At 40.6% G+C, this 24,330-nt stretch carries 26 protein-coding genes; 6 read left to right on the top strand and 20 right to left on the bottom strand.

Annotated features, from left to right (window positions below; all coding sequences use genetic code 11):
* Window positions 1–66: 66 nt before the first annotated feature.
* Window positions 67–2,340 carry an ATP-dependent helicase gene (locus tag ADA55_RS18535; protein ID WP_048686579.1) on the top strand — a complete coding sequence of 758 codons (2,274 nt, stop codon included), beginning with the start codon at window positions 67–69 and terminating at the stop codon, window positions 2,338–2,340.
* Between the two features lie 120 nt (window positions 2,341–2,460).
* On the opposite strand, the gene ADA55_RS18530 is transcribed toward ADA55_RS18535, so the two are convergent.
* From ADA55_RS18530 to mgtE, 11 genes are all read right to left on the bottom strand, one after another.
* Entirely contained in the window at window positions 2,461–2,715 is a 255-nt protein-coding gene (locus ADA55_RS18530; RefSeq protein ID WP_034314458.1) for a stage VI sporulation protein F, read from the bottom strand.
* A gap of 113 nt (window positions 2,716–2,828) precedes the next feature.
* Entirely contained in the window at window positions 2,829–2,981 is a 153-nt protein-coding gene (locus ADA55_RS28715; RefSeq protein WP_072272578.1) for a YjcZ family sporulation protein, read from the bottom strand.
* Window positions 2,982–3,083: 102 nt separating this feature from the next.
* Window positions 3,084–3,440, bottom strand: a complete 357-nt coding sequence (spoVAE, locus tag ADA55_RS18525; protein ID WP_048686576.1) for a stage V sporulation protein AE — start codon at window positions 3,438–3,440, stop codon at window positions 3,084–3,086.
* Between the two features lie 16 nt (window positions 3,441–3,456).
* Complete coding sequence (gene spoVAD, locus ADA55_RS18520) at window positions 3,457–4,482, bottom strand: stage V sporulation protein AD (RefSeq protein WP_048686571.1); 1,026 nt, start codon at window positions 4,480–4,482, stop codon at window positions 3,457–3,459.
* Window positions 4,483–4,485: 3 nt separating this feature from the next.
* Complete coding sequence (gene spoVAC / locus ADA55_RS18515) at window positions 4,486–4,956, bottom strand: stage V sporulation protein AC (RefSeq protein WP_048686569.1); 471 nt, start codon at window positions 4,954–4,956, stop codon at window positions 4,486–4,488.
* 17 nt (window positions 4,957–4,973) lie between these two features.
* Window positions 4,974–5,471, bottom strand: coding sequence for a YhcN/YlaJ family sporulation lipoprotein (locus ADA55_RS18510; RefSeq protein ID WP_048686567.1), 498 nt, complete (start codon window positions 5,469–5,471; stop codon window positions 4,974–4,976).
* Window positions 5,472–5,764: 293 nt separating this feature from the next.
* Window positions 5,765–6,130 (bottom strand): DUF1360 domain-containing protein, encoded by a 366-nt coding sequence (locus ADA55_RS18505; protein WP_034314467.1) that lies wholly within the window; start codon window positions 6,128–6,130, stop codon window positions 5,765–5,767.
* A 14-nt stretch (window positions 6,131–6,144) separates the two neighbouring features.
* The gene (locus ADA55_RS18500) at window positions 6,145–6,717 is read right to left on the bottom strand and encodes a hypothetical protein (RefSeq protein WP_048686565.1); all 573 of its coding nucleotides are present in this window, start codon (window positions 6,715–6,717) and stop codon (window positions 6,145–6,147) included.
* Window positions 6,718–6,728: 11 nt separating this feature from the next.
* Window positions 6,729–7,043 (bottom strand): hypothetical protein, encoded by a 315-nt coding sequence (locus tag ADA55_RS18495; RefSeq protein ID WP_048686563.1) that lies wholly within the window; start codon window positions 7,041–7,043, stop codon window positions 6,729–6,731.
* A gap of 307 nt (window positions 7,044–7,350) precedes the next feature.
* Window positions 7,351–8,124 carry an enoyl-ACP reductase FabI gene (fabI, locus tag ADA55_RS18490; RefSeq protein WP_034314473.1) on the bottom strand — a complete coding sequence of 258 codons (774 nt, stop codon included), beginning with the start codon at window positions 8,122–8,124 and terminating at the stop codon, window positions 7,351–7,353.
* Window positions 8,125–8,257: 133 nt separating this feature from the next.
* On the bottom strand, window positions 8,258–9,634 hold the full coding sequence (gene mgtE, locus ADA55_RS18485) for a magnesium transporter (protein WP_048686610.1): 1,377 nt from the start codon (window positions 9,632–9,634) through the stop codon (window positions 8,258–8,260).
* Between the two features lie 121 nt (window positions 9,635–9,755).
* Here mgtE and prpE point away from each other — a divergent pair, with 121 nt between their 5' ends.
* Complete coding sequence (gene prpE / locus ADA55_RS18480; protein WP_048686560.1) at window positions 9,756–10,499, top strand: bis(5'-nucleosyl)-tetraphosphatase PrpE; 744 nt, start codon at window positions 9,756–9,758, stop codon at window positions 10,497–10,499.
* Window positions 10,500–10,592: 93 nt separating this feature from the next.
* Here prpE and ADA55_RS18475 read toward each other — a convergent pair whose 3' ends face one another.
* The 3 genes from ADA55_RS18475 to ADA55_RS18465 are packed head-to-tail and all read right to left on the bottom strand — an operon-like array spanning window position 10,593 to window position 12,989.
* The gene (locus ADA55_RS18475; protein WP_048686558.1) at window positions 10,593–11,507 is read right to left on the bottom strand and encodes an RluA family pseudouridine synthase; all 915 of its coding nucleotides are present in this window, start codon (window positions 11,505–11,507) and stop codon (window positions 10,593–10,595) included.
* Between the two features lie 17 nt (window positions 11,508–11,524).
* A complete protein-coding gene (locus ADA55_RS18470; protein WP_034314482.1) occupies window positions 11,525–12,319 on the bottom strand; it encodes an NAD kinase in 795 nt (264 codons plus the stop codon).
* 49 nt (window positions 12,320–12,368) lie between these two features.
* Window positions 12,369–12,989, bottom strand: coding sequence for a GTP pyrophosphokinase (locus tag ADA55_RS18465; protein ID WP_034314484.1), 621 nt, complete (start codon window positions 12,987–12,989; stop codon window positions 12,369–12,371).
* Between the two features lie 319 nt (window positions 12,990–13,308).
* Between ADA55_RS18465 and ADA55_RS18460 the strand changes: the two genes are divergently transcribed.
* The 4 genes from ADA55_RS18460 (at window position 13,309) to ADA55_RS18445 (ending at window position 16,106) form a co-directional block, all read left to right on the top strand.
* Window positions 13,309–13,887: a CYTH domain-containing protein gene (locus ADA55_RS18460; protein ID WP_048686556.1), complete on the top strand. Its 579-nt coding sequence runs from the start codon at window positions 13,309–13,311 to the stop codon at window positions 13,885–13,887.
* 22 nt (window positions 13,888–13,909) lie between these two features.
* The gene (locus ADA55_RS18455; protein ID WP_375564131.1) at window positions 13,910–14,578 is read left to right on the top strand and encodes a lytic transglycosylase domain-containing protein; all 669 of its coding nucleotides are present in this window, start codon (window positions 13,910–13,912) and stop codon (window positions 14,576–14,578) included.
* 233 nt (window positions 14,579–14,811) lie between these two features.
* Entirely contained in the window at window positions 14,812–15,216 is a 405-nt protein-coding gene (locus ADA55_RS18450; protein WP_048686552.1) for a globin, read from the top strand.
* Window positions 15,213–16,106, top strand: coding sequence for a ClpXP adapter SpxH family protein (locus tag ADA55_RS18445; RefSeq protein WP_053087428.1), 894 nt, complete (start codon window positions 15,213–15,215; stop codon window positions 16,104–16,106). The genes ADA55_RS18450 and ADA55_RS18445 overlap by 4 nt, the downstream gene beginning before the upstream one ends.
* A 932-nt stretch (window positions 16,107–17,038) precedes the next feature.
* On the opposite strand, the gene pepF is transcribed toward ADA55_RS18445, so the two are convergent.
* From pepF to ADA55_RS30680, 6 genes are all read right to left on the bottom strand, one after another.
* Window positions 17,039–18,856, bottom strand: a complete 1,818-nt coding sequence (gene pepF / locus ADA55_RS18435) for an oligoendopeptidase F (RefSeq protein WP_048686548.1) — start codon at window positions 18,854–18,856, stop codon at window positions 17,039–17,041.
* Between the two features lie 166 nt (window positions 18,857–19,022).
* The gene (locus ADA55_RS18430; protein ID WP_048686547.1) at window positions 19,023–20,231 is read right to left on the bottom strand and encodes a competence protein CoiA; all 1,209 of its coding nucleotides are present in this window, start codon (window positions 20,229–20,231) and stop codon (window positions 19,023–19,025) included.
* 98 nt (window positions 20,232–20,329) lie between these two features.
* Window positions 20,330–21,838, bottom strand: a complete 1,509-nt coding sequence (gene cls, locus ADA55_RS18425) for a cardiolipin synthase (RefSeq protein ID WP_048686546.1) — start codon at window positions 21,836–21,838, stop codon at window positions 20,330–20,332.
* Window positions 21,839–21,928: 90 nt separating this feature from the next.
* Window positions 21,929–22,597, bottom strand: coding sequence for an adaptor protein MecA (mecA, locus tag ADA55_RS18420; RefSeq protein WP_034314498.1), 669 nt, complete (start codon window positions 22,595–22,597; stop codon window positions 21,929–21,931).
* Between the two features lie 494 nt (window positions 22,598–23,091).
* Window positions 23,092–23,487, bottom strand: coding sequence for a transcriptional regulator SpxA (spxA, locus tag ADA55_RS18415; protein ID WP_034314502.1), 396 nt, complete (start codon window positions 23,485–23,487; stop codon window positions 23,092–23,094).
* Between the two features lie 663 nt (window positions 23,488–24,150).
* A partial coding sequence (locus ADA55_RS30680; protein ID WP_048686542.1) for a hypothetical protein occupies window positions 24,151–24,330 on the bottom strand: 180 nt, incomplete at its 5' end.

Here is a 24,330-nt window from a genome sequence, read left to right as displayed (position 1 = left end):
TTTTCCTAATCTTCTGGTATGATGAGTATTGCCGATATTTTTAATAGATTAGAGGTATCCATTTATATGAATCAAGCAAAATCTGGCAATGAAATCGTACATTTACATACCGTTTCAGCTGGTGAGCTGCAGACACTTTTTGAAAAGGGAAAACGTGATCAGCTTTCTTGTATCATTTGTCATAAACCAGTGAAATTATTTATTGGAATCCATGAGACACCTTATTTTTATCATAGCGACCCATCGCAGGGACCCTGTGAAATGCCAATTTCAGAATCAATAAATAAAGATAAGCCCTTAGAATATATGGAACAGAATGGTTTTAGGATTCCTACATCACGAACCATTACTGAAACGAAAACCATTACTGAACCTTTCCTTAAAAGCCGTCCCATAACCGGCAATCCGAAATATTCAGATAAAACATATGACCTGGCACAATCAGAGGAACCATACTTTCAAGAATTATCCTCTTCAGGGGTTGTTCTCGATGCAGAGCAACTCAAGGCGGTAATGTCGATCGATGGACCCATCCTTGTCCTTTCAGGAGCAGGCAGCGGGAAAACCCGCGTATTGACAGTACGTACTGCCTATATGCTCACAGTGAAAAAGATTGATCCAAAAAGTATCATGCTTGTAACATTTACGGCGAAATCCGCAAAGGAAATGCAGCAGCGTCTGCTCGGCTATCCCAATATGACTCCTTCCCTTGTTTCTCAAATCGTTAGCGGAACATTTCATAGCATCTTTTATAAAATCCTGATTTTCCATGAACCAGCCAAATGGCAGCGGGATTTCCTTTTGAAGTGGGAGTGGGAAAAAGAAAAGGTATTGAAACAGGCTGGCAGGGAATTGGAACTTGATGATAAGGAATTTGCATATGATCAGGCCCTTCAACAAATTGGACTATGGAAAAACTCATTGGCTTTTCCGGAAGATATACAGCCTAAGGACGATTGGGAGAAATCCTGTTTACATTTATATAAGAAATATGAAGAATATAAACAGCAAACAGGGAAGTATGATTTCGATGATATGCTTGTAGGCTGTTATGTATTTTTAAAAAATAATCCGGAATTTTTAAAGAAATATCAGCAAAGGTTTAACTATTTTTTGGTCGATGAGTTTCAGGATATTAATAAAGTTCAATATGAATTGATAAAACTCCTATCTGCTGAATCAAAAAATGTATGTGCGGTTGGAGATGATGACCAATCCATCTATTCATTCCGTGGAAGCGATCCGAAGTATATTTTGAATTTCAATCATGACTTCCCTCGATCCCAAGTGGTGAAGCTGACGGAGAATTACCGCTCTTCCCATGAAATTGTCGCTACAGCGAACCGCTTGATCAAGCGAAACCAGAACCGGATGGAGAAAAAGATGAGGGCACAGCATGATTCAGGAAATCCACCTGTTTTATTTTATCCTTATGATGAAGAATTGGAAGCGACGATGATCGTATCCGATATCCAAGAGAAAATATCCAAGGGAGCAAACCCTGGGGACTTTGCAGTATTGTACAGGACACACACGATGTCAAGGGCCATTTTTGAACGGCTAGCCGCTTCGAATCTGCCATTCGTCATTGAAAAGGATGCGGATTCGTTTTATCAGCGCAAGGTCATTCGAGGCATGCTTGCCTTTATGCGCTTGAGTTTGTTCCCGCATGACAGCAAGGCAGCATCTGATGTCCTTTCCTCCCTATTCTTAAAGCAAAGTATATTACAAGAGTTAAAAGCAATGACAATATTGCAGGATTGTGATTTCATCGATGCATTTGCTTTTGTTAAGACTGGACATGCTTTTCAAGAACGAAAATTAAAAACGATTCCGGGACAGATTCGGTCTTTAAAAATTATGTCGCCAATCGTAGCGTTAGAGATCATCGAGAAAGATTTAGGATACCAGGAATATGTAAAAAAACGCGGTAATGATGCGAACCTGGAAAAAGGGTCCGATGACATCCGTGACTTAAAGGTGGCGGCAAATCGTTTTCCAACCGTTGCCGCTTTCATTGAACATGTCGATCATATGACTGCGATGGTCCAAGAGATTAAACAGCTATCGAAACACTTTAAGGATGCCATACAGCTTACCACCATACATCGTTCCAAAGGGCTTGAATATCAAACCGTATATGTCCTTGCTGCTGTCGATGGCAGCATTCCTCATGATTTCGCACTTGAATCTTACCGAAAAGGGGAACTATCCCCTCTTGAAGAGGAAAGACGATTGCTCTATGTAGCGGCAACCAGGGCTAAAAAGGATCTTTACCTTTCCATCCTGCAAACTAGACGCGGACGGACTGCCCATCCATCACGTTTCCTGAAGCTTTGACCAAAAGCCGACGCTATAAATCTTGCAAATGGACTTTTTAAAATTAAAAAACTGCAGGCAAACTCGCTTTTTTTCAAGTTTGTCTGCAGTCTGAAGGCCTGCATGATAGCAGGCCCTTTTTCATTTTTTATTAATCATATTGGATATCGTCCCGAAATCAAGTTTATTCCCTTCAGCTACGATGGAATGTACGATTTTATCTTCCGTTTCCTTATTGACCGGCTTATTCGCTATTTTTGAAACGCGCTTAATGACGTTTCTAACCGTTGTTTCATCTTTGAAGTTGGCTCCTTGCAGCGAGTTTGCCAATTCTAATACATCTTTCATATTTACGCCGGTTTTACCTTCTATGTTTTTAAAAAAGTTATTATCCATACTTAAGCCCCTCCCTTTTCTGTACCTATCCTATGGCATTATCAGAAAAAAGTGCTAGGCCCATACAAAAAAAATAAAAGGAATAGGCTTCTTCTGCCCATTCCTTTTACGCATTAGCAGAAAGAAGCCCCTACAATGATCAATAGGATAAACAATACAACGATTATCGCGAAAGTGGAACCGCCGCCACCGTATCCTCCGCCATAACCGCCGCCGTATCCATAACCGCTGCCGCCACAACAACCGTAGCCACCAAAACCAAACATACATATCACCTCGCTCTCGCTAAAGCTTACTGATAACATATGTAGGTCTGGACAAATATGTATAGGCCATGTCCTAGTCCAGGCTGCCTATTTCCGCTTGTTTCATCCTTTTGGCCTGAAAACCAAAGCTCCGATGAATCCAAAGACGATTGCTGCAGAGATACCGGAACTTGTAATTTCAAACATGCCTGTCAGTACGCCGACTAGACCATGCTTTTCCGATTCCATCATCGCCCCGTTCACCAGCGAGTTCCCGAACGAAACGATCGGTATGGTTGCTCCGGCACCGGCAAAGTTAACAAGCGGCTCATATAAATCAAATCCGCCAAGAACAGCCCCTATTACAACGAACAAGCTTAACGTATGTGCCGGTGTCAGCTTAGCAACATCGAAAAGAAGCTGGCCGACTACACAGATCAAGCCACCGATGACAAAGGCCCAAAAAAACATTGCTAACATCGAAATCTCTCCTTTTTCATGAATTCATCCCATATTCAATTGCTACGGCATGGGCAATGCACGGAATCGTATCTTTTTGCTGGACGGAAAGCGGTGACAATAACGCTCCTGTTGCGACAAGGAGGATTTTTTTATATTTACCGGAAATCATTTCATTTAATATATGACCGTATAAAACGACTGCCGAACATCCCGCACCGCTCCCGCCAGCCAAAACAGGCTGGTCCTTTTTGAAAATCATCAATCCGCAATCCTTGAGTTTTTCCTGATTGATATCACAGCCCTTTTGCTTTAATAAGTCAAGAGCTGTCTCCCTCCCTATTTGACCTAAATCACCGGTAATGATGAAATCGTAATCATCCGGGGTCAAACCAGTATCTTTGAAATGGGCAAGTATCGTATCGGCGGCCGCCGGGGCCATCGCTCCCCCCATATTGAAAGGATCTTTCAATCCCATGTCAATGACCTTTCCGATAGTGGCGGAGACAATATGGGGAAATTCCCCTTGCATGCTTCCATCAGGAGCAACCAGCGCCACCCCCGCTCCCGTTATCGTCCATTGAGCTGTAGGTGGTTTTTGCCCGCCATATTCAGTTGGATAGCGAAATTGTTTTTCAACAGCTGCATTGTGGCTCGAGGCACCTGTCAACACATAGTTAGCACCGCCATAATTAGTGATGAAGGCAGCTAGAGCAAGCCCTTCCATCGATGTGGAACAGGCTCCAAACAAGCCGAAATATGGAATTCCATTGGTTCTGGCCGCAAAGCTTGTCGGTGTAACCTGATTGATTAAATCACCCGCCAAGAAAAATTGTACCTGCTCCTTGTCAATCTTGCCTTTCTCCAATGCAATCTCTACAGCTTTCTCCATCAAATGCCGATGAGCCTTCTCATATGAATCCTGCTCCATCCACAAATCGTCGTATAAAATATCGAAATCACCAGCGATTTCTCCATTAGCTTCAAATGGCCCGCCTGTTACCCCTGTTTCCAAGATGACCGGTTTATTGGTGAACATCCATGTTTGTTTTCCCTTTAACACCGCTTAGCCTCCAATCATTAGGTAAATCGTTTTTATCAACGCCACGACAAAGGCTGAAAATACTCCAAATAAAATGACCGATCCGGCCAATTTAAACATATTGGATCCAACTCCAAGTACAAAACCTTCTGTCCGATGTTCGATTGCTGCCGAAATGACTGCGTTACCGAACCCAGTGACAGGGACGGCACTCCCTGCCCCCCCAAACTGGCCAATGCGGTCGTAAAACCCGAAACCGGTCATCAAAAGGGCCAGAAACACCATGGTAGCCGTTGTCGGACCTCCTGCTGTCTGCTCCGTAAAGTTAAAAAAATAAATATAGAAGTAGGAAATGGCTTGTCCCACTATACAGAAAATACCACCTACTAAAAAGGCCTTCAAACAATTCTTCACTATCGGTCTTTTAATTTCATGCTTCCCTTGGAGCTGCTGATACGCATCCTGTATTGGGGTCGTTTTATCCTTGCCGCTCATATTGCTGAACCTCTCTTCTAAATTAATTCTTTTTGAAGTTCTTCAATTTCCTTGAACTTCTTCCTTGCCTTTTTCTCGGGTACATCTTTTTTCTTAAGTAACTCGTTCAACCTTACCGATTCCAAAAAGATTTTATAATCGCTAGATACGATAAAATCATTTTTGGGAAACTTCTCTTCCAGATTTTCAGTCACAGTCTTTTCAATTTTCTTCATATGAAAACGTTGTAAGTGCTTAACTTTATAAGCGACGATAATCTTTTTGTCGTTTTTCACGACGATCACGTCATAGATGGTGTCTTCATTAGCAACTGTTTCCTTGACCTTTGAGATCAGTCCCTTTTCATCCTTTTCATCCATCCCATTAATGATATCCATCGGTTCAGGATTCGTACGTTTAATCATCGCAAAATTCTCCGTTTTTCCATCATTCTGATTGCTGCACGCCGTAAGTACACACAAAACAACTATAAAAATCAGCCAGCTTCCCTTAAAATATCTTCCTTGTCTGAACATAGAATCACATCCTAATTTATCGTTCTATTGTTATTTTCTTGTTTAACGGTTTTTTTATGAATGGTAGGATTAGGAAATAAAAAAACCCTTCCAAAATGGAAAGGTTTTTTCACTCAATAGCCTTTATTTTTATTGTTATTATTACAGCCACAATCTTTCTTGATTTTGATTGGCTGATCTTTTTTTATCGGTTTTGCATATGCCCATGGATTATTCTGTTTCTGATTCAATTCAAAACTCCTCCTTTAAGATCTATATCATACTATATGAATGATTAGACAAGTTGTTTCCAATCAAATGTCCATAATTTTACTGATTATGACCTCAATTATCGCTCCTACTGCTGCAACGGCAAGGATTAATATCAGTACGTCGCCTATAAACCAATGTTGGATATAAAGGAAAACCAGAAAAAGGCTGACCCAGACACCCACGCACCAAAAACAACTTAGCAATTGACCAATCCACCCCAGCAGACCCTTTTCTTTGGGCATTAAAAATATTTCCACAATTCCTTCTTCATTTTTTTCCTCTATCTCTTTAAAAAAGGGGCTGCGCAGCGGCTCCATGATTTTATCGAAAACGATCAAGCGTGTCAGCCTGAAGGAAGCCAAGCCTAATATGATAAATAAGGTAAATTCACTTTGTGGGGGAAACATTTAATATTGCTCCTTCACTTGGATTCTTCAATTATTTTGGCATCGATAATATCCGGCAGACCCACGAATCGGATATGGTTCCCTCTTTTAATTTTAACTGATTCCCCTCTCATGCCCAACACATGAAACCGAAGCTTTTCTCCGTTAATTACAGCCTCACATAATGGTTTTGGATAACCTTGATGATTGGATAGGCGGGAAATGATGTCACGGGAAGATTCTTTCTTCTCCACCTTTTTCCTTTTTCTCTTAACTGGCTTTTCATTTTCCTGTTCTATTTGTTCAGGATCATCCATTTTTTCAACCGGAGCTTGCTCAGGGACATATTCTTCCGTGATTTTCCTTAATCCCGTAATCTCTTTTTCAATTTCCATCATGGCATCATAAACACCAAATTCGCGTTTGACCTGTTCGATTTTTTCTTCTTTATGCTCGGCTTCTTCCTGAAGTTCCGGCTCAGCGCTGTCTTGAGGTTTAGCCTTTTTCGTTCGAAAATCACTTTGCATATTTCCACGCAGATCTGATATTTTTGCTTGATCGACATATATAAGTGGTTTGGATTCCTTATCGCCATTTTTCTCTGACATGAAAACCCTCCTTAATATTTCAAAATATCCACGGACTGCAGCTGTTCCATTTGGTATTGGACAACTTTTTTCCCGAATTTATGCCTTATGAACAAACTGGATTCTTTTTTTTGTTCCAATTTCCCGAATAGTGTACGGTCATTGATGATGAACTTACAAACAGGCTTAGGTGCAAAGGCTGGAAGTCGGGACAATAGCTCCACCAATTCCTCGGCGGTATATGAAGTGCTGATATTTTTTTCATGTAAATTGATATGTCTCTTCAGCGTATTTTGTATGGTTTGTTTTCCATCAGCACAAGGCACACCAACTTTTTCCATGTCCATGAAATCCCCTCCTTCTTTTTCTAGAATAGGGTTGAAAGCAGCTTTATGCCGATTCTCGCAAACAATGAATATCCGCTCTATGTATCATTTATATGAAACTCACCCTTCTTTATGCTGGAGATGTGACACTCCTTCAAAAAAGGACATCAAACCAAGCTTGGATATTCTGGGCATTTTTGGAGAAAACTAAAACATTTGAAGATGAAAAAATCGGATAGATTTCAAATGAGGATGCAGCAATTAAAGATTCCTGAGGAGTGGAAAATCGATAAAAAAGGGGACCGATATCGGTCCCCTTCTTTTACTGTCATCCGATTATATGGTAACCAGAATCCACATGGATATTTTCCCCGGTAATCCCGCGGGACATGTCACTTAATAAAAATACTGCCGTATCCCCTACTTCTTCTGGAGTCGTTGTACGACGAAGCGGTGCTTCTTCTTCAATCTTCTTTAAAATGGTATTGAAGTCGCGAACACCTTTTGCGGATAGGGTACGGATAGGTCCCGCTGAAATAGCATTCACTCGAATGTTATCTTTGCCAAGATCACTTGACAGGTAACGGACATTGGCTTCAAGTGAAGCCTTAGCCACTCCCATTACATTATAATTAGGCATGACCCGCTCACCGCCAAGATACGTCATTGTGACGATGCTGCCGCCTTCCGGCATGATTTCTTTCGCCGCTTTAGCTACAGCCGTTAAAGAAAATGAACTGATATTATGGGCAAGCAAGAACCCTTCACGGCTCGTGTTGACGAACTCACCGTCCAGTTCTTCCTTGTTAGCGAATGCGACACTGTGTACCACGCCATGAATGATACCTGTTTCTTCCTTAATCGTCGCAAAACATTTTTCAATGCTTTCATCCTTCGTTACATCACATTGTAAAATGATGGAGGGCTCCCCTTCCAATGTAGAAGATAGTTCCCTAACGCTTTTTTCCGTACGGTCTTTTCCGTAAGTGAAAATCATCTTTGCACCTGCTTTATGTAAGGAACGGGCAACTCCCCAAGCAATACTTCTTTTATTCGCAACACCCATTATGACAAACGTTTTTCCCTCTAATGAAAAAGTCATCGTATGTGACCTCCTATTTTTAATACAAGTTATTAGTACCTGCTACTAATGACAGTATATCAAATTTCCTTTGATAAAAACACCGTTTTCTAAAGTCCTCTGGGAATGACCCTCCAGGAGGGCCTTCTTTGACTTATAGTAAATAGCCCATTAATAATGTTGCTAATCCGAAATAAATAAGAATACTGATAAGGTCATTTATAGTTGTAATGAAAGGACCTGAAGCTACTGCTGGATCGATTTTCATTTTATGCATGAGAAGCGGGACGATTGAACCGGCAAGTGTGGCAACGATCAGAGTTATGAAAATTGAAATACCGACCAATAAACCCAGCATTAAATCTTTTTGCCAAAAATAGACGATGAAAATGATGGCAATTCCGCATGTCAGACCAATAATAAGGCCAGTTCCAGCCTCTCGAAGGACTAGTTTCCACTTGCTTTCCTGTTCTAATTCACCTGTTGCGATTCCTCTGACCGCTACTGCCAATGCTTGTGTTCCTGTATTTCCAGCCATGCCGCCAATCAATGGAATAAATACAGCCAGAATCGCTTTTTGGCTTAGTGTCTCTTCGAATCGCCCGATCAAACTCGCAGTCAGCAAGCCTAAGAACAAGAGGATGACCAACCATGGCAGCCGTTTTTTTGCAGCTGAAAATGGACTCTTATCAACATGATCCAGATCAGATATACCGGCGAGTTTTGAATAATCATCCGATGCCTCTTCATCCATGACATCAATGATATCATCAACCGTAATAATCCCTAACAAATGGTTTTGGAAATCGACGACCGGCACGGCAAGGAAGTTATAGTCCCTTATTTTTCGTGCCACCTCTTCCTGGTCTTCAGATACAGGTACGGAAACTACCCTGTCATCCATTAAATCACCAATTAAAGCATCTTCATCTGCTATGATCAAAGTCCTGAGCGACAAAACACCAAGCAGCTTCTTATCCTGATCGGTAACGAACACATAATATATCGTTTCCGCATCCGGAGCTTCCCTTTTTAAGATCTGCATGGCTGATCGAGCCGTTTCATTTGCTTCAATGGCAATGAACTCTGTCGTCATGATACTTCCTGCCGTAGATTCCTCATAATTCAGAAGTTCCTGGATTTCGCTTGCCGCTTCATCATCCATGATGGTCAAATAGCTGACGGCCTGCTCATCATTGATTTCATTCAGGACGTCAGCAGCATCATCCGCATACATATGGGAAAGCATATCAGCTGCGTAAGAAGGATTCATTTCGGCCAACAGGCTTTCGTAATCCTCTTCATCTATTTCTATATTCTCAAAAAGGTCCGCCATTTCTTCCGGTGACAAATATGTGTAAATGACGGATCTGAATTCATCTGACAAGCTTGTATAAAATTGAGCCTGATCATAAGGGTGCATTTCAAGGAACTCCGTACGAAACTGATCTAGATTTTCCGTTTTAAGCGCTTCAAGCAAAAACTCGTTATTCACTTGACTACTCTCCCGTTCCCTCTCCCGGTCCTTCATCTCCTCCATAACCATACACCTCCTAAAACATATTTTTTCATTTCCTCGTTTATATTTTATTTTTTAAATAATACTATACTAATACCATAAACATATACAAAACAAACAAAGGATGTGTCAAATGAACATCGATATCATAGGGGACATTCATGGATGTTTCGCTGAATTCAGGCAGCTGACCGAAAAAATGGGCTATACATGGGAGACTGGGGTTCCTGTACATCCCTCTGGAAGGATTCTCGGCTTTGTAGGGGATTTAACCGATCGCGGCCCCAATTCCCTTCAGGTAATCGAGGTTGTCCATGAATTAGTCATTAACCAAAATATAGCAAGGTATGCCCCAGGTAACCACTGCAATAAATTGTATCGTTATTTTTCAGGCAATAAAGTACAAATATCACACGGTTTAGAAACTACTGTAGCTGAATATGAATCACTGAACAGTCGGGAGCAGAAGAAAATCCGAAAAAAATTCATGGATCTATATGAACGTTCCCCACTTTATCAAATCATGGATGAAGGGCGATTGATCATTGCCCATGCAGGAATTCGCAGTGACTATATTGGTCAATATAGCAGTAAAGTAAAAACCTTTGTCCTCTATGGTGATATAAATGGCTCCAAACATCCGGATGGGTCTCCGGTCAGGAAAGACTGGGCCAAATCATACAAAGGGGAACCTTGGATCGTATATGGCCACACACCTGTCCCTGAAGCTAGACAAGTCAATCATACATACAATATTGATACAGGCTGCGTCTTCGGTGGAAAACTGACGGCTGTCCGTTATCCCGAAATGGATCTTCAAGAGGTGCCTTCAACGATGCCATATATAGCGGAAAAATTCAGGACATCTTTTGATTAACCAAAAAAACTCGCCATCTTGGTGAGTTTTTTTGCGTCTATGTTTTTTTACAAAATCTTGAATCATTCGTTTTAATGTGCCCCGTTATAAAAATCAGGAATCCCATTCTTTACTTCCATCGAGCAAACGGGACATATCTTCTGGCAACTCTTCTTGAAACAACATCATCTTCTTTGTGAAAGGATGTAAAAACTTCAACTCAAAACAATGCAGGGCTTGGCGAGGTATACCTCTCCTGTTCCCTCCATATAAATCATCACCAGCAAGCGGGTGACCAATATGCGCCATATGGACCCTGATTTGATGTGTACGCCCTGTTTGGAGTTCCAAATCAAGGAATGTATGGGACTCTGTGTGTGCCAATACCTTAAATAGGGTACAGGCATGCCGGCCATCCTCCCTAACTTCCCGTTCAATGATGCTGGTCGATTTTCGTCCGATTGGCGCCACTATCTCTCCTACAGGTCCTTCAACGATCCCCTCAGCTATGGCTTGGTATCTCCGTTTAACCTGTCCTGATTTTTGCTGTTCACTTAATAGGTGATGGATATGCCGGTGCTTGGCAATTAAAACCAGACCTGATGTGTCCCGGTCAAGACGTGTAACTATATGGATCGTCGCCTGTACTCCCGTCTTCCTATAATAACCCGCCAAGCCATTCGCCAGACTGCCGTTGGGATGCTCGCGGGAAGGAATGGTATTCATGAAAGGGGGCTTGGCCACCACCAATACAAACTCATCTTCATACCTGACATTCAGGGGGATCGGTTCCGGTAAAAGGCCTTCGCTTGCCTGCTCCGGCGGGAATATGACGGTGACGGTGTCACCTGTTTCAATCCGTTCCCTTACGGTTACTTCTTCGCCGTTCAACCGGATATATCCACCTTTAAACTTAATATCCGTTAATGCTCGTTTTGAAATATCGCATTTGCTGAGAAACTCTCGCAATAAAGAGCCAGAATCCTCTTCAGTTACCGACCAGGTCAAAGAAAAGTTTTGATTTGACATGAGGTGTGTCTATCTCCTTAATTAGCAATAAATGAATCATGCACTCTTTTCCAGAAAGGAAAAGGGCGGAATCTGGCAAATCGGATCTTTTCATCTGCCACCCGACACTGTATCGACTTTACATTTTCCTGAAGCAAGGACAAATGGTCGACCGTAATTTGAAAATTGACCGCATTGACCGGCCTGAACATACATGTATGATGTGCCGGCAGCAGAAGTGGAGATCCTACCGTTCTAAACACCCGGTTATTAATGGATGCCAATTCGGTAATCTGGATGGCATCGATTGATGGATGGACGATGGCCCCGCCAAGCGCCTTATTATACGCCGTGCTTCCAGATGGCGTCGCAATGCATAAACCATCTCCACGGAACGTCTCGAAATGCTGGCCGCGTATTTCAACGTCCATTACGAGCGTCCCTTCAACACTTTTGACTGTCGATTCATTCAAAGCCAAAAATCTGTTTTCCCGTCCTCCATGCTGATAACGGACAATCGTTTCGAGCAGTGGATATTCCACTATTTGAAATGGGGTTTTGGCTAAAGCTATCACCAATTTTTCGATTTCATCAGGGGTCCAATCTGCATAAAACCCAAGATGTCCTGTATGTACTCCAACAAAGGCGGTTTTATCCAATCGATTCTTATAACGGTGAAAAGCATATAATAAAGTGCCATCACCACCGACAGAAATGACAATATCCGGCTGATCTTCGTCATATTCCAAATGAAAGTCCTGAAGATACGTTCGCATCCTTTGCATTAAAGTATTCGATTTCGCATCTCCTTTTGACGTAATCGCAAATTTCATGTAATCCCACCTTCAATTTAGATTTCTTCTCGTTTACCCATTTATTTGTTCAAGAATCTTTCTTCCGGGAAAAAAGACGCTGTGCTTCCTGGATTTCCGTACGGATTTGCGACATCTCTGCATCAAGCAGGAAGGCAGCTTCAGCTGCACGTTTGAGTCGCAGTTGAATATCCTCCGGGAAAATGCCTTTATATTTATAATTTAAAGAATGTTCAATCGTCGCCCAAAAATTCATCGCAAGAGTCCTGATTTGAATTTCGGCAAGGATATTCTTTTCACCATGTATCGTCTGGACCGGATAGCGGATTACAACATGATAAGAACGATAGCCGCTAGCTTTTTTATGGGAGATATAATTCCTCTCCTCGACTATTTCGAAGTCATTTCGACCTCGTAAAAGTTCAACCACCTGTTCGATATCATCCACGAACTGGCACATCATGCGAAGCCCTGCAATATCCTGGATCTCAGTTCCCAATTTATCAATGGGAATGTCCTTTAGGCTCGCCTTATCCAATATGCTGACAATCGGCTTTACCCTGCCTGTTACAAATTCGATAGGTGAGTGAATATTCTCTCTCTCAAACTGTTTCCGTAAACCCTTTAGCTTAACCTTCAATTCTTCGACAGCCTGAGTATAAGGCGCCAAGAAATCGTCCCAACTCTCCATTGCCACACCACCTATATCTATCTAAAAAGCGCCTGTTCAACTCTGGTATGGGCAGAACGCTCTCCTAAACCCAGCAGCCAAATGACTTTATGCCAATTCACCACAGGATCCTATTAAATCTTTCTCTAGCAAAGAATATGTATTAAATTTCTATATATACGATTGACCAATTCTCGTGCTCAACGTTTATATTTTATCATATCCTGCAATTGATTCCTAAAAATTCAAGTACAATAGCAAAAAATTATTGAATTCAATTTGACAGCTGGAATGGTTCTTATATGATTAACCTAAGAATCAGCGTGAAAGGATGGGACACATGAACCAGCATATTGAAATTGAATTTAAAAACCTCTTAAGCGAAAAAGAATTTCGTCAACTGATCGAATACTTTCATGTCGGGGCATCGAACTTTAAAACACAGAAAAACCATTACTTCGATACACTTGGATTCTCTTTGAAACAGCAAGACTCTGCACTTAGGATCAGGGAGAAAAATGGGCGATACGAGCTGACTTTAAAACAGCCCGCTACAGAAGGATTATTGGAAACGAATCAAGATATTCCTGAAGAAACCGCATATGGCTTCCTGAAACATAACATATTCCCTGATGGCGAGATCCGACATCTTATCCTCGAGTGCGGAATTGATCCAAAAGAATTTACCTGCTTTGGGACACTACAGACAGACCGTTTTGAATTTCCTTACAAAGAGGGCCTGCTCGTTTTAGACCATAGTTCGTATTTGAACCAAGAAGACTTTGAGCTTGAATATGAAGTGTCGGATGCAAAAGCCGGGAAAAAAAACTTCCTGACCCTCCTTGAAACCCTTCAAATTCCGGTAAGGGAAACCGAAAATAAGGTTAAGAGGTTTTATCGTGCCAAATTCCAAAAATAATCCTGTTTGAACCCATTCGGAGGTGGAGAGTTTGAAAATCCAAGATTTCAAAACGTTTATGAAATTGCAGGCAATCCAGCAATTCACGAACGGCAACATCAAAAATACAAATTCATCTCGATCCCTTTTCCAGGACATGCTCTCGGCATTGGTTTCGGGTGATGCTCTAGAAGGCACTTCGCAGACATTGGGTTCCTTATTATCCAATGTGGAAACGGAAGCGAAGAAGTCCTTTCTTCAACCCATCGGCCTGACATCCATGAACATCAACCCGATTTCCACTGCCCACGCTAACAATCAGAGCAGCGAAAACGCAACAAACTATGATCATATCATCAGCCAGGCGGCAAGTTTATATAATCTCCCGGAAAAACTGATTAAGTCTGTCATTAAACAAGAATCGAACTTCAACCCTGAAGCCACCAGTTATGCGGGTGCAACAGGCCTTATGCAGTTAATGCCAGCAACTGCAAAAAGCCTTGGGGTGGATGATGCAACCGATCCAGAACAAAACATCATGGGCGGGAGTAAATATTTAAGTCAAATGATGGCACGTTATGACGGGGACATTCAGGTTGCCCTTGCTGCTTATAATGCCGGGCCAGGAAATGTCGATAAATATAACGGCATCCCTCCTTTTAAAGAAACTCAGAACTATGTCCAAAAAGTTTATGGCACATTTTCAAGCTAAAGCAAGCTGACCCTGTTTATTTATGATGGGTCAGTTTTTTCATGTCTATATATGCTTCTTCCACGCACCCTGAACAAATGGTAAAGCTCCTCAAATGCTGTCATCTTCGTTCATTTCCCTGTGTCATACTACAGATGTAAAATTTTCTTTAAGCTATATATTTGTTATATCAGTACGTCATTGATAAAATATGAATAAATATCAACCATCTTTCTTTAAAAGGAGTAATCAACATGATGCAAGGGAACCCTACACCATATGAATTAATTGGAGAAGGGCAATTACACAAATTAATTGATGTGTTTTACTCCAACGTTAGTCAACACCCGGATCTGCAGCCAATATTCCCTGACGATTTAACTGAAACGGTCCGTAAGCAAAAACAATTTATGACTCAATATTTAGGCGGTCCCTCTTTATATACCGAAGAGCATGGCCATCCTATGTTGCGGGCTCGACATATACCTTTTGAAATCACACCAGAACGTGCGAAAGCATGGCTCTCATGCATGTATCAAGCCATGGACGAAGTTGGCCTTGAAGGTGAGATTAGGGAGTTTTTCTATCACCGCCTCTATTTGACGGCACAGCATATGATCAATACATCCGGAACTGACGGGAAAGGAGAAGGCAGTTGAGCGCACAAAAACCAGTTTTCAATATTTCCGATTGGATCAAGACGCAGCATTGCTATGATATAGGAAAAAAGCCAATTGAAATTTATGTTTTTGTTGATCCGCTTTGTCCCGAGTGCTGGGGCTTAGAACCAATTATTAGGAAATTACAGATAGAATATGGCCAATTGTTCAGTTTACGCCATGTTTTAAGCGGTAAAATCGATACTCTTAATATGGGGAAAAATAAAAATTATGAAAACCTTGCTCAAGTTTGGGAAAAGACAGCCAGCCGCTCGGGAATGTCCTGCGACGGGAGCCTTTGGTCTGAAAACCCAATCTCTTCTCCATATACAGCTTCCATCGCAATAAAGGCAGCGGAATTGCAGGGCCGTAAATTGGCCATTCGCTTTTTAAGGCAGCTTCAAGAATATGTATTCATAGGTAAAAAGGATATATCCAATATCGAGGTCTTGACCGAATGTGCCAAAATGGTCGGTTTGGATGTGGAGGAATTCCTTTATGACATCAATTCTTCCAGTGCAGCCAAAGGCTTTCAATGTGACATGAAAATCACAAGTGAAATGGAAGTGACTGAAATACCTTCCCTTGTCTTTTTCAATCAAAATATTGAAGAAGAGGGAATAAAGGTTTCAGGTGTCTATTCCTACGAGGTATATGTTCAAATTTTAGAAGATATGCTGAATGGTCTTCCAGCCCCCGCACCCCCTCCCTCTCTCGAAGAATTTCTTAGCTGTTTCAAACTAGTGGCCACAAAGGAGATTGAAACGGTTTATAATATGAGTAAGAATACCGTCGAGTTGGAAATGAAAAAGCTTGTTTTAAAACAGTTGGCAGAGAAAATTCCTGCTAAATACGGAACGTTCTGGAGATACACAAAGAAGCAGTCATGAATTTGACTGCTTCTTTGTTTGTTATATATTAAAAAGGAAAAACCATGCAAATCAAAAGATTGCATGGTTTTTTATTATAAGAAATAAGGGGATGGGAGAAATTTTTCACGATCAAACAAAGGGGTATAAGTTTGTTTGTGATTCACTTCACAATATATAATATAACAGATAACCCATTTATGTTTCAACCATATGTGTAACTTTTCACAAATTGTTCACAATATATATTTTTCGTCTTTTATTATCCTTTCTGGTATATATAGCTAAATAAGAGACGGTTTTAATTTTTAGGCCATACGTGTTTTGATAGCTGATTTAGTATGGGATTGAGTCTATTTGTGAAATGCGTCACAATAATAACTAAACATTTCTTTTTATTAATTCAGCTTACATTCAACTTTTATTACTACCGGTGCCATTATATTTCATGCACATGAAAAACCCCGGCAAATCACGAAATTTGCTGGGGTTTTCACCTATTTATACGATTAAGGGGATGGGAGAAATTTCACGACGAACAAACAAAGGGGTATATGTTTGGGATGTGATAACTTCTATATCTGTACTATAGCAGATTACACACCTTATTTGCAAGAACTTTGTGCGCGACTTCACATTATTGTCATATTCTTAGAATACTGCTTATTCTAAAACATACTATCTAATAATGAGCAGATGAGTTTTTACTGCTACCAGGTTGGAGGTGACCAAATTGAAAGGCTTTATTCTACTCATACTCTTGATAGGGTCGCTATTTGTCCAGCTACTCGGTATCATGGACCTCATTCCTCTGTATTTTACCTCCCCTATTTTATTTTTTGTTTTGTTCATAATTCTTCATAGCTTAAATCAGAGAAACCGTTTTAAAGGATTATGACGGACATCCAGATAAAGATGAAAAGGACCCGAAGTGTTCGGGTCCTTTCAACATCCTATTTATTCAAAAGATCTTCCAACTCATTTAATTTTTCTTCGAATACATTCATGGCTTCTTGTACAGGCTCGGCTTTTGTCATATCGACGCCAGCCTTTTTGAGTACTTCAATCGGATAATCGGAACTTCCTGATTTCAAGAACTCCAGATACCTTTTGACAGCAGGCTCTCCTTCTTCAAGGATTTGCTTGCTCAATGCTGTTGCTGCACTGATTCCAGTTGCATATTGATAAACATAGTAATTATAGTAGAAGTGTGGAATACGAGCCCATTCCAAACCGATTTCTTCATCAATGGTCACGTTCTCGCCAAAGTATTTCTTGTTCAGCTCATAATATTCCTTAGTAAGCATATCCGCCGTCAACGCTTCCCCGTTTTGAGCTTTTAAATGAATGGTATGTTCAAACTCTGCAAACATCGTTTGTCGGAACAATGTGCCACGGAAACCTTCCAGGTAATGGTTCAGTAAATAGATGCGTTTCTTTTCATCTTCGATCGAATTCAGTAAATAATCATTCAACAGGTTTTCATTACAAGTCGATGCAACTTCCGCTACAAATATTGAATAATTCCCGTATGGATATGGCTGATGTTTACGTGTATAGTAGCTATGGACCGAATGCCCAAACTCATGAACGAGCGTGAATAAGTTATTGACGTTATTTTGCCAGTTCATTAGAATATAAGGGTTCGTCCCGTATGTACCCGAAGAATAGGCACCGCTTCGTTTCCCTTTGTTCTCATGCACATCGACCCAACGGTTTTCAAACCCCTCTTTCAAAACGTTCAAATAGTCCTCCCCTAGCGGAGCAAGACCTTTAAGGACATAATCTTTGGCCTCGTCATATGTCACTTCCATCTTCACTTCTTTAACAAGAGGAGTGAATAGATCATACATATGAAGTTCATCTAATTTCAGTACCTTTTTACGTAAATCAAGATAACGGTGCAGTAATGGCAAGTTGTCGTTGACCGTTTTAACGAGATTATCGTAAACGGTCTCCGGAATGTTATTATTACTTAACGCCGCTTGGCGTGCTGAATCATATTTTCGAACCGTGGCATTGAAATTGTGGTTTTTCACCTCACCTGACAGGGTTGAAGCAAATGTATTACGGAACTCCCCATACTTGCTGTATACCCCTTTAAATGCCTCCTCACGTACACGGCGATCTTCACTCTCAAGAAATCTGATATACCTTCCGTGAGTAATTTCCACTTCATTTCCCTCTTCATCCTTGATGGTCGGGAATTTCAGATCGGCATTGTTAAGCATACCGAAAGTATTGCCCGATGCATCGAGTACTTCTGATGCCTTCGCCAATAGTTCTTCCTGCTCTGCTGATAGGATATGGGGTCTCTGAAGATTAATTTCCTCTAAAGAATGTTTATATAATTTCAATTCCTCTTTTTCTTCCAAAAACCCTTCAACTTTACTTTCGTCAATACTCAATAGTTCAGGAACCATATATGAAAACGCAGCCGCTGCCTGTGCGTATAAAGCTTTTGCCCGGTCCTCCATCCCTTGATAAAATGGATTGGTTGTATCTTGATCATTGCGCATATGTGAATAAGAATAAACTTTCCCTAGCTTCTCGAAAACCTCATCTTGAAGTTGGAGGGCCGCAAATAACTTTTCTGCGCTTTCTCCCAATGTCCCTTTATGTGCCTCCGCTTTCTTGAGGTCTTCCTTTACCGCTTTGAAGGCAGCTTCCCAATCTTCCTCGGTTGCGAAGATATCTTCCAGTCTCCACGTATCTTCAGGAGCTATTTCACTTCTTGAAGGTAATGTATTCGTTTTTGTTTCCTGTGCCATAAAAATTCCTCCCCATTCTATAGAAACTTGCCATTGGGCTAACTCATTAAACCGGATTGAAACTACAATGCTTCATTTTGTTTAATTCCCAGTTCTTATTACTATTTCTCCATTTACAAAAATAATCCTGCCATTTCATCTGAATTCAAGATAAATTGAGATGTTATCACTGATTATACTGGATATTCCCCTTTTCCATCATCAATTTATGCTTATCATAGAAATCTTTTTCCAAAATTTGAGCTTGATCACTGGTGAAGGGAAGGGTAAATTCCTTTTCAACTTTAAAAACCCCTTCTTCCAGCTTTGTTAGATAACCCAATTGCTCCAAAAGCATGATATATTGATCTAAAGGATACTCGATGGTTTTTTCATGAAGCAATGGCAACGGTCGGAACTTAATTTCCCCTTTTTTTGAACGCTTTCTAAAAATGCGGATAATATCAGCCATATAAATCTTTTCCCCTGTTCTTTTCTCTTGAAACACATCCATGTATAACCATGCCTGCCATTCGATCGAGGCAGTTTCGATCAACAGCATCCCTCTGACGGGAACACCCACTTCAATTGGAAGTGTCGCAGGTGAAATATGATGTAAATATAGGGCTTCGAAAACAGGATCGCATCTGCGTGCTGTTTTCACTCGATGGAGGGACCAGCCATTTCGTTTATATCTCCATACAGGCAGAAAAGGGAAACGAAGGCAGTTTTGGGGCACTGCCCGACTAGGGGGAAGGAGCTTTAGAGAAGCTGTTGTCAATTCGGCAAAGACGGTTCTAGGGGTAAAAGGAGTGAGGTTCTTCAATACTGATAAATGATCAGTTTCCGGGCAATACATCCAAAGAAACGGATGATGACAGCTGCCGGTGACGAAGAGCCATTGGAAGCGGGATATACTGAATTCATAAAAGCTTTTCCTTTTTAAGCTTTTTGCAGCGAGGATCCAGATTGGTTTAATGCCTATGCTTTGATAGGCTCTTGACCTTTCCATGAATTCCGCCTCGGGGATAACTGAGCATTGAAATTCTATCGCATAACGATTACCTCCTATCCTCACTAAAATATCAGTCCTTTTCTTAATTTCGGGAAGGTAGGCTTCTAGATCCACATGATAACCATGTGATAAAAACCACTGAAACAATTTTCTTTTTCCCATTAAATGATAGGCGGATTCCGGTTCTGAAGAAGCACGGCATGAAGAACTATTTTTATGGGCGAAATGCGGAACCCTTACACTTCCCGCTTTGATGGTCAATTCCATCTTGCAGCATGGGCAGTAATAATCTGCTGACTTTCTCCAGTCATCAATCATGTTTGCCGGTATCTTTTCAGGGAGGGTAATCCAAGTCCCATCTTTATTTATCGCAGTTAGCATACATCTCCTCCTCATCCACTACATTCGCCTGGTTCGCTTAGGATTCCTTTTAATGTGCAAAAAAAAAAATGCCTGATCGGCATAAAAGAGAGTTACAATTAAAGAAGGGGTGAAAGCAATCGGCAAGTGGACTCCAATAATTTCAAACCGAAATTACGTTTGGAAAACTCATCAATCTCCACTTCCTTGGATACCTTTATATCTTCCATGTAATCATTCACCAGCTGCTGAGCACTTTCCGTCCGGTAAAGAAATGCATTGACTTCGAAATTCAGGTGAAAGCTTCTCATATCGATATTGGTTGTCCCAATTGATGCCATTTGGTCATCCACTATGATGATTTTACTATGCATGAAGCCTTCATTATATTGAAATATACGAACTCCAGAAGCAAGCAATTCGGGAAAATAAGTTCTCGAAGCATGAAATACGATACGTTTATCGGGGTTCTTCGGGACGAGAAGCCTGACATCCAAACCACTTAAAGCAGCCACCTTCAATGCTTGTAAGATATTGTCATCAGGAACGAAATACGGGGAGGCAATCCAGACGGACTTTTCTGCTGAAGTGATCATCTTAAAAAAAATGCTTTTAATGATCGTCCATTCACTATCCGGCCCGCCGCCAATCAATTGAACTCCGCCATGTCCGTGATGGTTCGGCATTCCAGTCATGAGGTATTCATCACTTAAAAAACTATTGTTGGTGCTATAATACCAATCCTGCAGAAATATGAGCTGTAACGTTCTGACCGCTTCCCCCTTTATGATGAGATGCGTATCCCGCCAAGAACCGAATTTCTGGTCTTGTCCCAAATATTCATCCCCTATATTGAGGCCGCCGGTGAAACCGACAGAGCCATCTATCACAATTATTTTACGATGGTTGCGAAAGTTGAATTTATTATTTAATAAAGGGAGATGCAACGGACCAAAGGCCACCATTTCGGCTCCCGCATTCTTCAGTTCATCGATATAAGATCGAGCTAACTTCCAGGAACCAACCGCATCATAGAGAAAACGGACCTTTACCCCTTCTTTTACTTTTTGTATCAAGATGTCTTTTAGCAGTCCGCCAATGCGGTCATCCCTAACAATAAAATATTCTAAATGAATATGATGTCTTGCTTTTTTTAATTCTTCGATGATATTGGAAAATGTCTCCTCACCATTCCGTAAAACCCTGGTTTCGGTCGTAAATGATACAGGACTATTCCCCAGCCTATTTGCAAGAGTGATTAACTGCTGTGGGTGATCGCCCATTTCCTTAATTCGTTCATTATATCCCGCTTCGCCGCTTATTTTCACGAAAGTCTGTTTATCCAAAAAGTACTTCTTGCGAAATATCCTTTCTTTCCGAAAATTACGGCCAAATAAAAAGTAAAAAATGAAACCGATGAATGGGAAAGCGCAAAAAATAACAAGCCATGTTATGGTCTGGATGGGATCTCGATTTTCCAGGAAAATGTTGAATCCAATTATCACCAAGAAAAGGGTCAAAATAAGGCTAGAATAAAAAATCAGCCCGCCATCAACGCCATTTAATAGAAAATGCAAAGTGCTGACCAACATGAGAATAAGCAGACCGATGCCAACTATATTCTTCACCTAGACTCCCTCCAATTAACAAACACAGGAACATTAAAAAAACCCCCTTAGACGAAAAGGCCGATTTCTACTGAAATCGGCCTCAACAGTCTATGCGAAATATTTATCGACCGTTGTGAATACATCATTTTCGATAACTATCTTTCCGTACTCTTCAAGCATGTGCACCGTTATAGGCGACTCCTGGCTATATTCCAATAAAAGACTTAGAACATTATCGATTTCTTCCTCATCAATCTCCGCTTCGGAAAATTCGATATAAAGATAATATTTATTCTGATAAACATAAAGTTTAGTCGTCCAATCATCCAAGCCATGACGTTTGCTTAATGAAATGACATCTTCGAAATCCTCGAAAGTCGTGATGAATTCAATCATACCATCTTCGAATGTCATTCCGCTTTCTTCATCTTTACCATGAAAATGTTGATCAAGAAGCGTATCCATCTTGTCTGATACATTCAAATCCCTTAACTTATCATCTGAAAGAGGCAGCTCGAGTTTCTGACCATCTTTGGCAAGCTGGGCTTTTGTGACCAAAACTTCCAAGCCTTTTTCAAGGGCTTGAACTTGAATCCATAAAGGTCCTTCAATCATGAATTCTTCTTCCTGATGCACTTCATCCATCATTTCCCAAAAAAGTTCCTCACTTCGCTCGCGGCTGTACCAAATTTCTTCGCGATCAAAGCCTCTTTCCTCAATATCTATATAGGAAATATAAAATTTTACTGTATCGTCATTAATGCGTTCGATTTCCATGATTCCCCTCTCCCTTCCTTTCTCATTTTGAAGGGATAATAACCCCCAAGCGAAAATTGCTCTTAAAAGCTCTTTACCCGTAAGTGAATACTGTAAATCATGATAGTCATTAAAACAGACTATTTTACATCATTTTATGACAAAACCTTGAAGAAGGGAAATAAAAAACATTACTTATCTAAAAAACAATTGTTTGCCTAATATTCCATTCATTCTATAAAAAAATACATCCGCATGCAACTATCATAATGCTTTATTAAATTTCACTCTTACTGCCGTCAATGTCATATTATATACATGGCATGATGAGCTGCATTCTTATTTTTTCTTTAAATGATGACCGGTTCAAGGGACCTGTTGCAGCTAAGAAACGACCGCTGTCGCCTATCAATCCTGTTATGTTCCCCGTCATTAAGTTAAAAAAATCAGCGGAAAATCGGATATGTATAAAGAAAAAGCCCTGCACATTTCCTGGCAGAGCTTGAAAGACCTTATTAGTTGACCATACGTTGTGCTTCCCGTAATTGGAAGGTACGAACTTTACGTGGTAAAAATCGTCTTATCTCATCTTCATTATAACCAACTTGAAGCCGTTTCTCGTCAAGGATAATTGGACGTCTCAACAATCCAGGATTCTCCTTGATCAATTTATATAATTCTTGAAGAGGCAGGCTCTCTAAATTTACGTTTAACTTTTGGAAAGTTTTTGACCGTGTTGAAATGATTTCATCGGTTCCATCTTCTGTCATTCGAAGAATTTCTTTAATCTCATCAATCGTTAACGGTTCTGAAAAAATGTTTCTTTCTTTATATCCAATCTCATGTTCCTCTAACCATGCTTTTGCTTTTCTGCATGAAGTACAACTAGGTGATGTATATAATGTTACCATGCTTACTCACACTCCCTAAATATAGAATCGGTGATCTATGAGGGGAAATCTACTATTAGTATTCATAAGTACCACTCTAATTTGAAATAATTTTAAATAAGTATTTCATGTTCCTTATTATACACTAATTTTTTTAAAATGAATACCCTTTTTGATATTTGAAAAAATCCTTTAAAACTTCCTGTTCATGCTGTACTATAGCTATTTCATTTTTTTATGTAATACATTAAGACCACATTTTCTAATTGAAAAAACATAGCTGCCATTCTCATTTAACTCTCAATTCGGCCCTCATGATTAATTAATTATCTCGTTACTTTTATTTACCCCCAATCCTTGTCAATAAACAAGATCATGTTAATATATTTTCTTTAATAAAAAGCAAATTCCTCCTTTTACAAGAAAAACCATTCTTTTAGCACATATATTTCCAAAAGTGAAAAAGGTAATTCGAAAGAATCCGCAATAAGGGAGTAATCTACCATCCAAGAAGTTATAGATATTCATTTACCTGCAGAATATGCACAATAAAAGACATACCATTTGATTCCAGAAATCCGCTCCCTTTCCGCCGACTGTCTGTCAAGCCTCCTTGACGCAAGCGCCTGCGGGGTCTCGACTAGCCAGCATCTCGGCAGGAGTGTCGCATATTTCTTCCATCCTTTAAGGTTTACAGTAAAAAAACATCAAGGATCTTAAATTTGGTTCGGGATGAGTCTTGCCTAAGGTTTTTCTTAAAAATTCATTCCAGTTGATTCCAGAAATCCGCTCCCTTTCCGCCGACTGACTGCCGAGCCTCCTCGGCACAAGCGCCTGTGGGGTCTCGGCTAGCCAGTTATTCGG

This window comes from Bacillus sp. 220_BSPC (assembly GCF_001054655.1).
Lineage (GTDB): Bacteria > Bacillota > Bacilli > Bacillales > DSM-1321 > Peribacillus > Peribacillus frigoritolerans.
The sequence above is the reverse complement of the archived record's forward strand: the minus strand, read 5'-3'. Positions and strand labels throughout refer to the sequence as shown.

Coding starts and splice junctions, on each gene's coding strand:
- ADA55_RS18470 (WP_034314482.1), bottom strand. CDS start 12,319: ATGAAATTTGCGATTACGTCAAAAGGAGATGCGAAATCGAATACTTTA.
- ADA55_RS18430 (WP_048686547.1), bottom strand. CDS start 20,231: ATGCTAACTGCGATAAATAAAGATGGGACTTGGATTACCCTCCCTGAA.
- ADA55_RS18530 (WP_034314458.1), bottom strand. CDS start 2,715: ATGGATAATAACTTTTTTAAAAACATAGAAGGTAAAACCGGCGTAAAT.
- ADA55_RS18535 (WP_048686579.1), top strand. CDS start 67: ATGAATCAAGCAAAATCTGGCAATGAAATCGTACATTTACATACCGTT.
- ADA55_RS18500 (WP_048686565.1), bottom strand. CDS start 6,717: ATGTCAGAGAAAAATGGCGATAAGGAATCCAAACCACTTATATATGTC.
- spxA (WP_034314502.1), bottom strand. CDS start 23,487: ATGGTAACATTATATACATCACCTAGTTGTACTTCATGCAGAAAAGCA.
- pepF (WP_048686548.1), bottom strand. CDS start 18,856: ATGGCACAGGAAACAAAAACGAATACATTACCTTCAAGAAGTGAAATA.
- ADA55_RS18475 (WP_048686558.1), bottom strand. CDS start 11,507: ATGTCAAATCAAAACTTTTCTTTGACCTGGTCGGTAACTGAAGAGGAT.
- mgtE (WP_048686610.1), bottom strand. CDS start 9,634: ATGAAGGACCGGGAGAGGGAACGGGAGAGTAGTCAAGTGAATAACGAG.
- mecA (WP_034314498.1), bottom strand. CDS start 22,597: ATGGAAATCGAACGCATTAATGACGATACAGTAAAATTTTATATTTCC.
- ADA55_RS18505 (WP_034314467.1), bottom strand. CDS start 6,130: ATGTTTCCCCCACAAAGTGAATTTACCTTATTTATCATATTAGGCTTG.
- spoVAC (WP_048686569.1), bottom strand. CDS start 4,956: ATGAGCGGCAAGGATAAAACGACCCCAATACAGGATGCGTATCAGCAG.
- ADA55_RS18495 (WP_048686563.1), bottom strand. CDS start 7,043: ATGGACATGGAAAAAGTTGGTGTGCCTTGTGCTGATGGAAAACAAACC.
- spoVAE (WP_048686576.1), bottom strand. CDS start 3,440: ATGTTAGCAATGTTTTTTTGGGCCTTTGTCATCGGTGGCTTGATCTGT.
- ADA55_RS18460 (WP_048686556.1), top strand. CDS start 13,309: ATGAACCAGCATATTGAAATTGAATTTAAAAACCTCTTAAGCGAAAAA.
- ADA55_RS18465 (WP_034314484.1), bottom strand. CDS start 12,989: ATGGAGAGTTGGGACGATTTCTTGGCGCCTTATACTCAGGCTGTCGAA.
- ADA55_RS28715 (WP_072272578.1), bottom strand. CDS start 2,981: ATGTTTGGTTTTGGTGGCTACGGTTGTTGTGGCGGCAGCGGTTATGGA.
- ADA55_RS18510 (WP_048686567.1), bottom strand. CDS start 5,471: ATGTTCAGACAAGGAAGATATTTTAAGGGAAGCTGGCTGATTTTTATA.
- prpE (WP_048686560.1), top strand. CDS start 9,756: ATGAACATCGATATCATAGGGGACATTCATGGATGTTTCGCTGAATTC.
- ADA55_RS18450 (WP_048686552.1), top strand. CDS start 14,812: ATGATGCAAGGGAACCCTACACCATATGAATTAATTGGAGAAGGGCAA.
- fabI (WP_034314473.1), bottom strand. CDS start 8,124: ATGACTTTTTCATTAGAGGGAAAAACGTTTGTCATAATGGGTGTTGCG.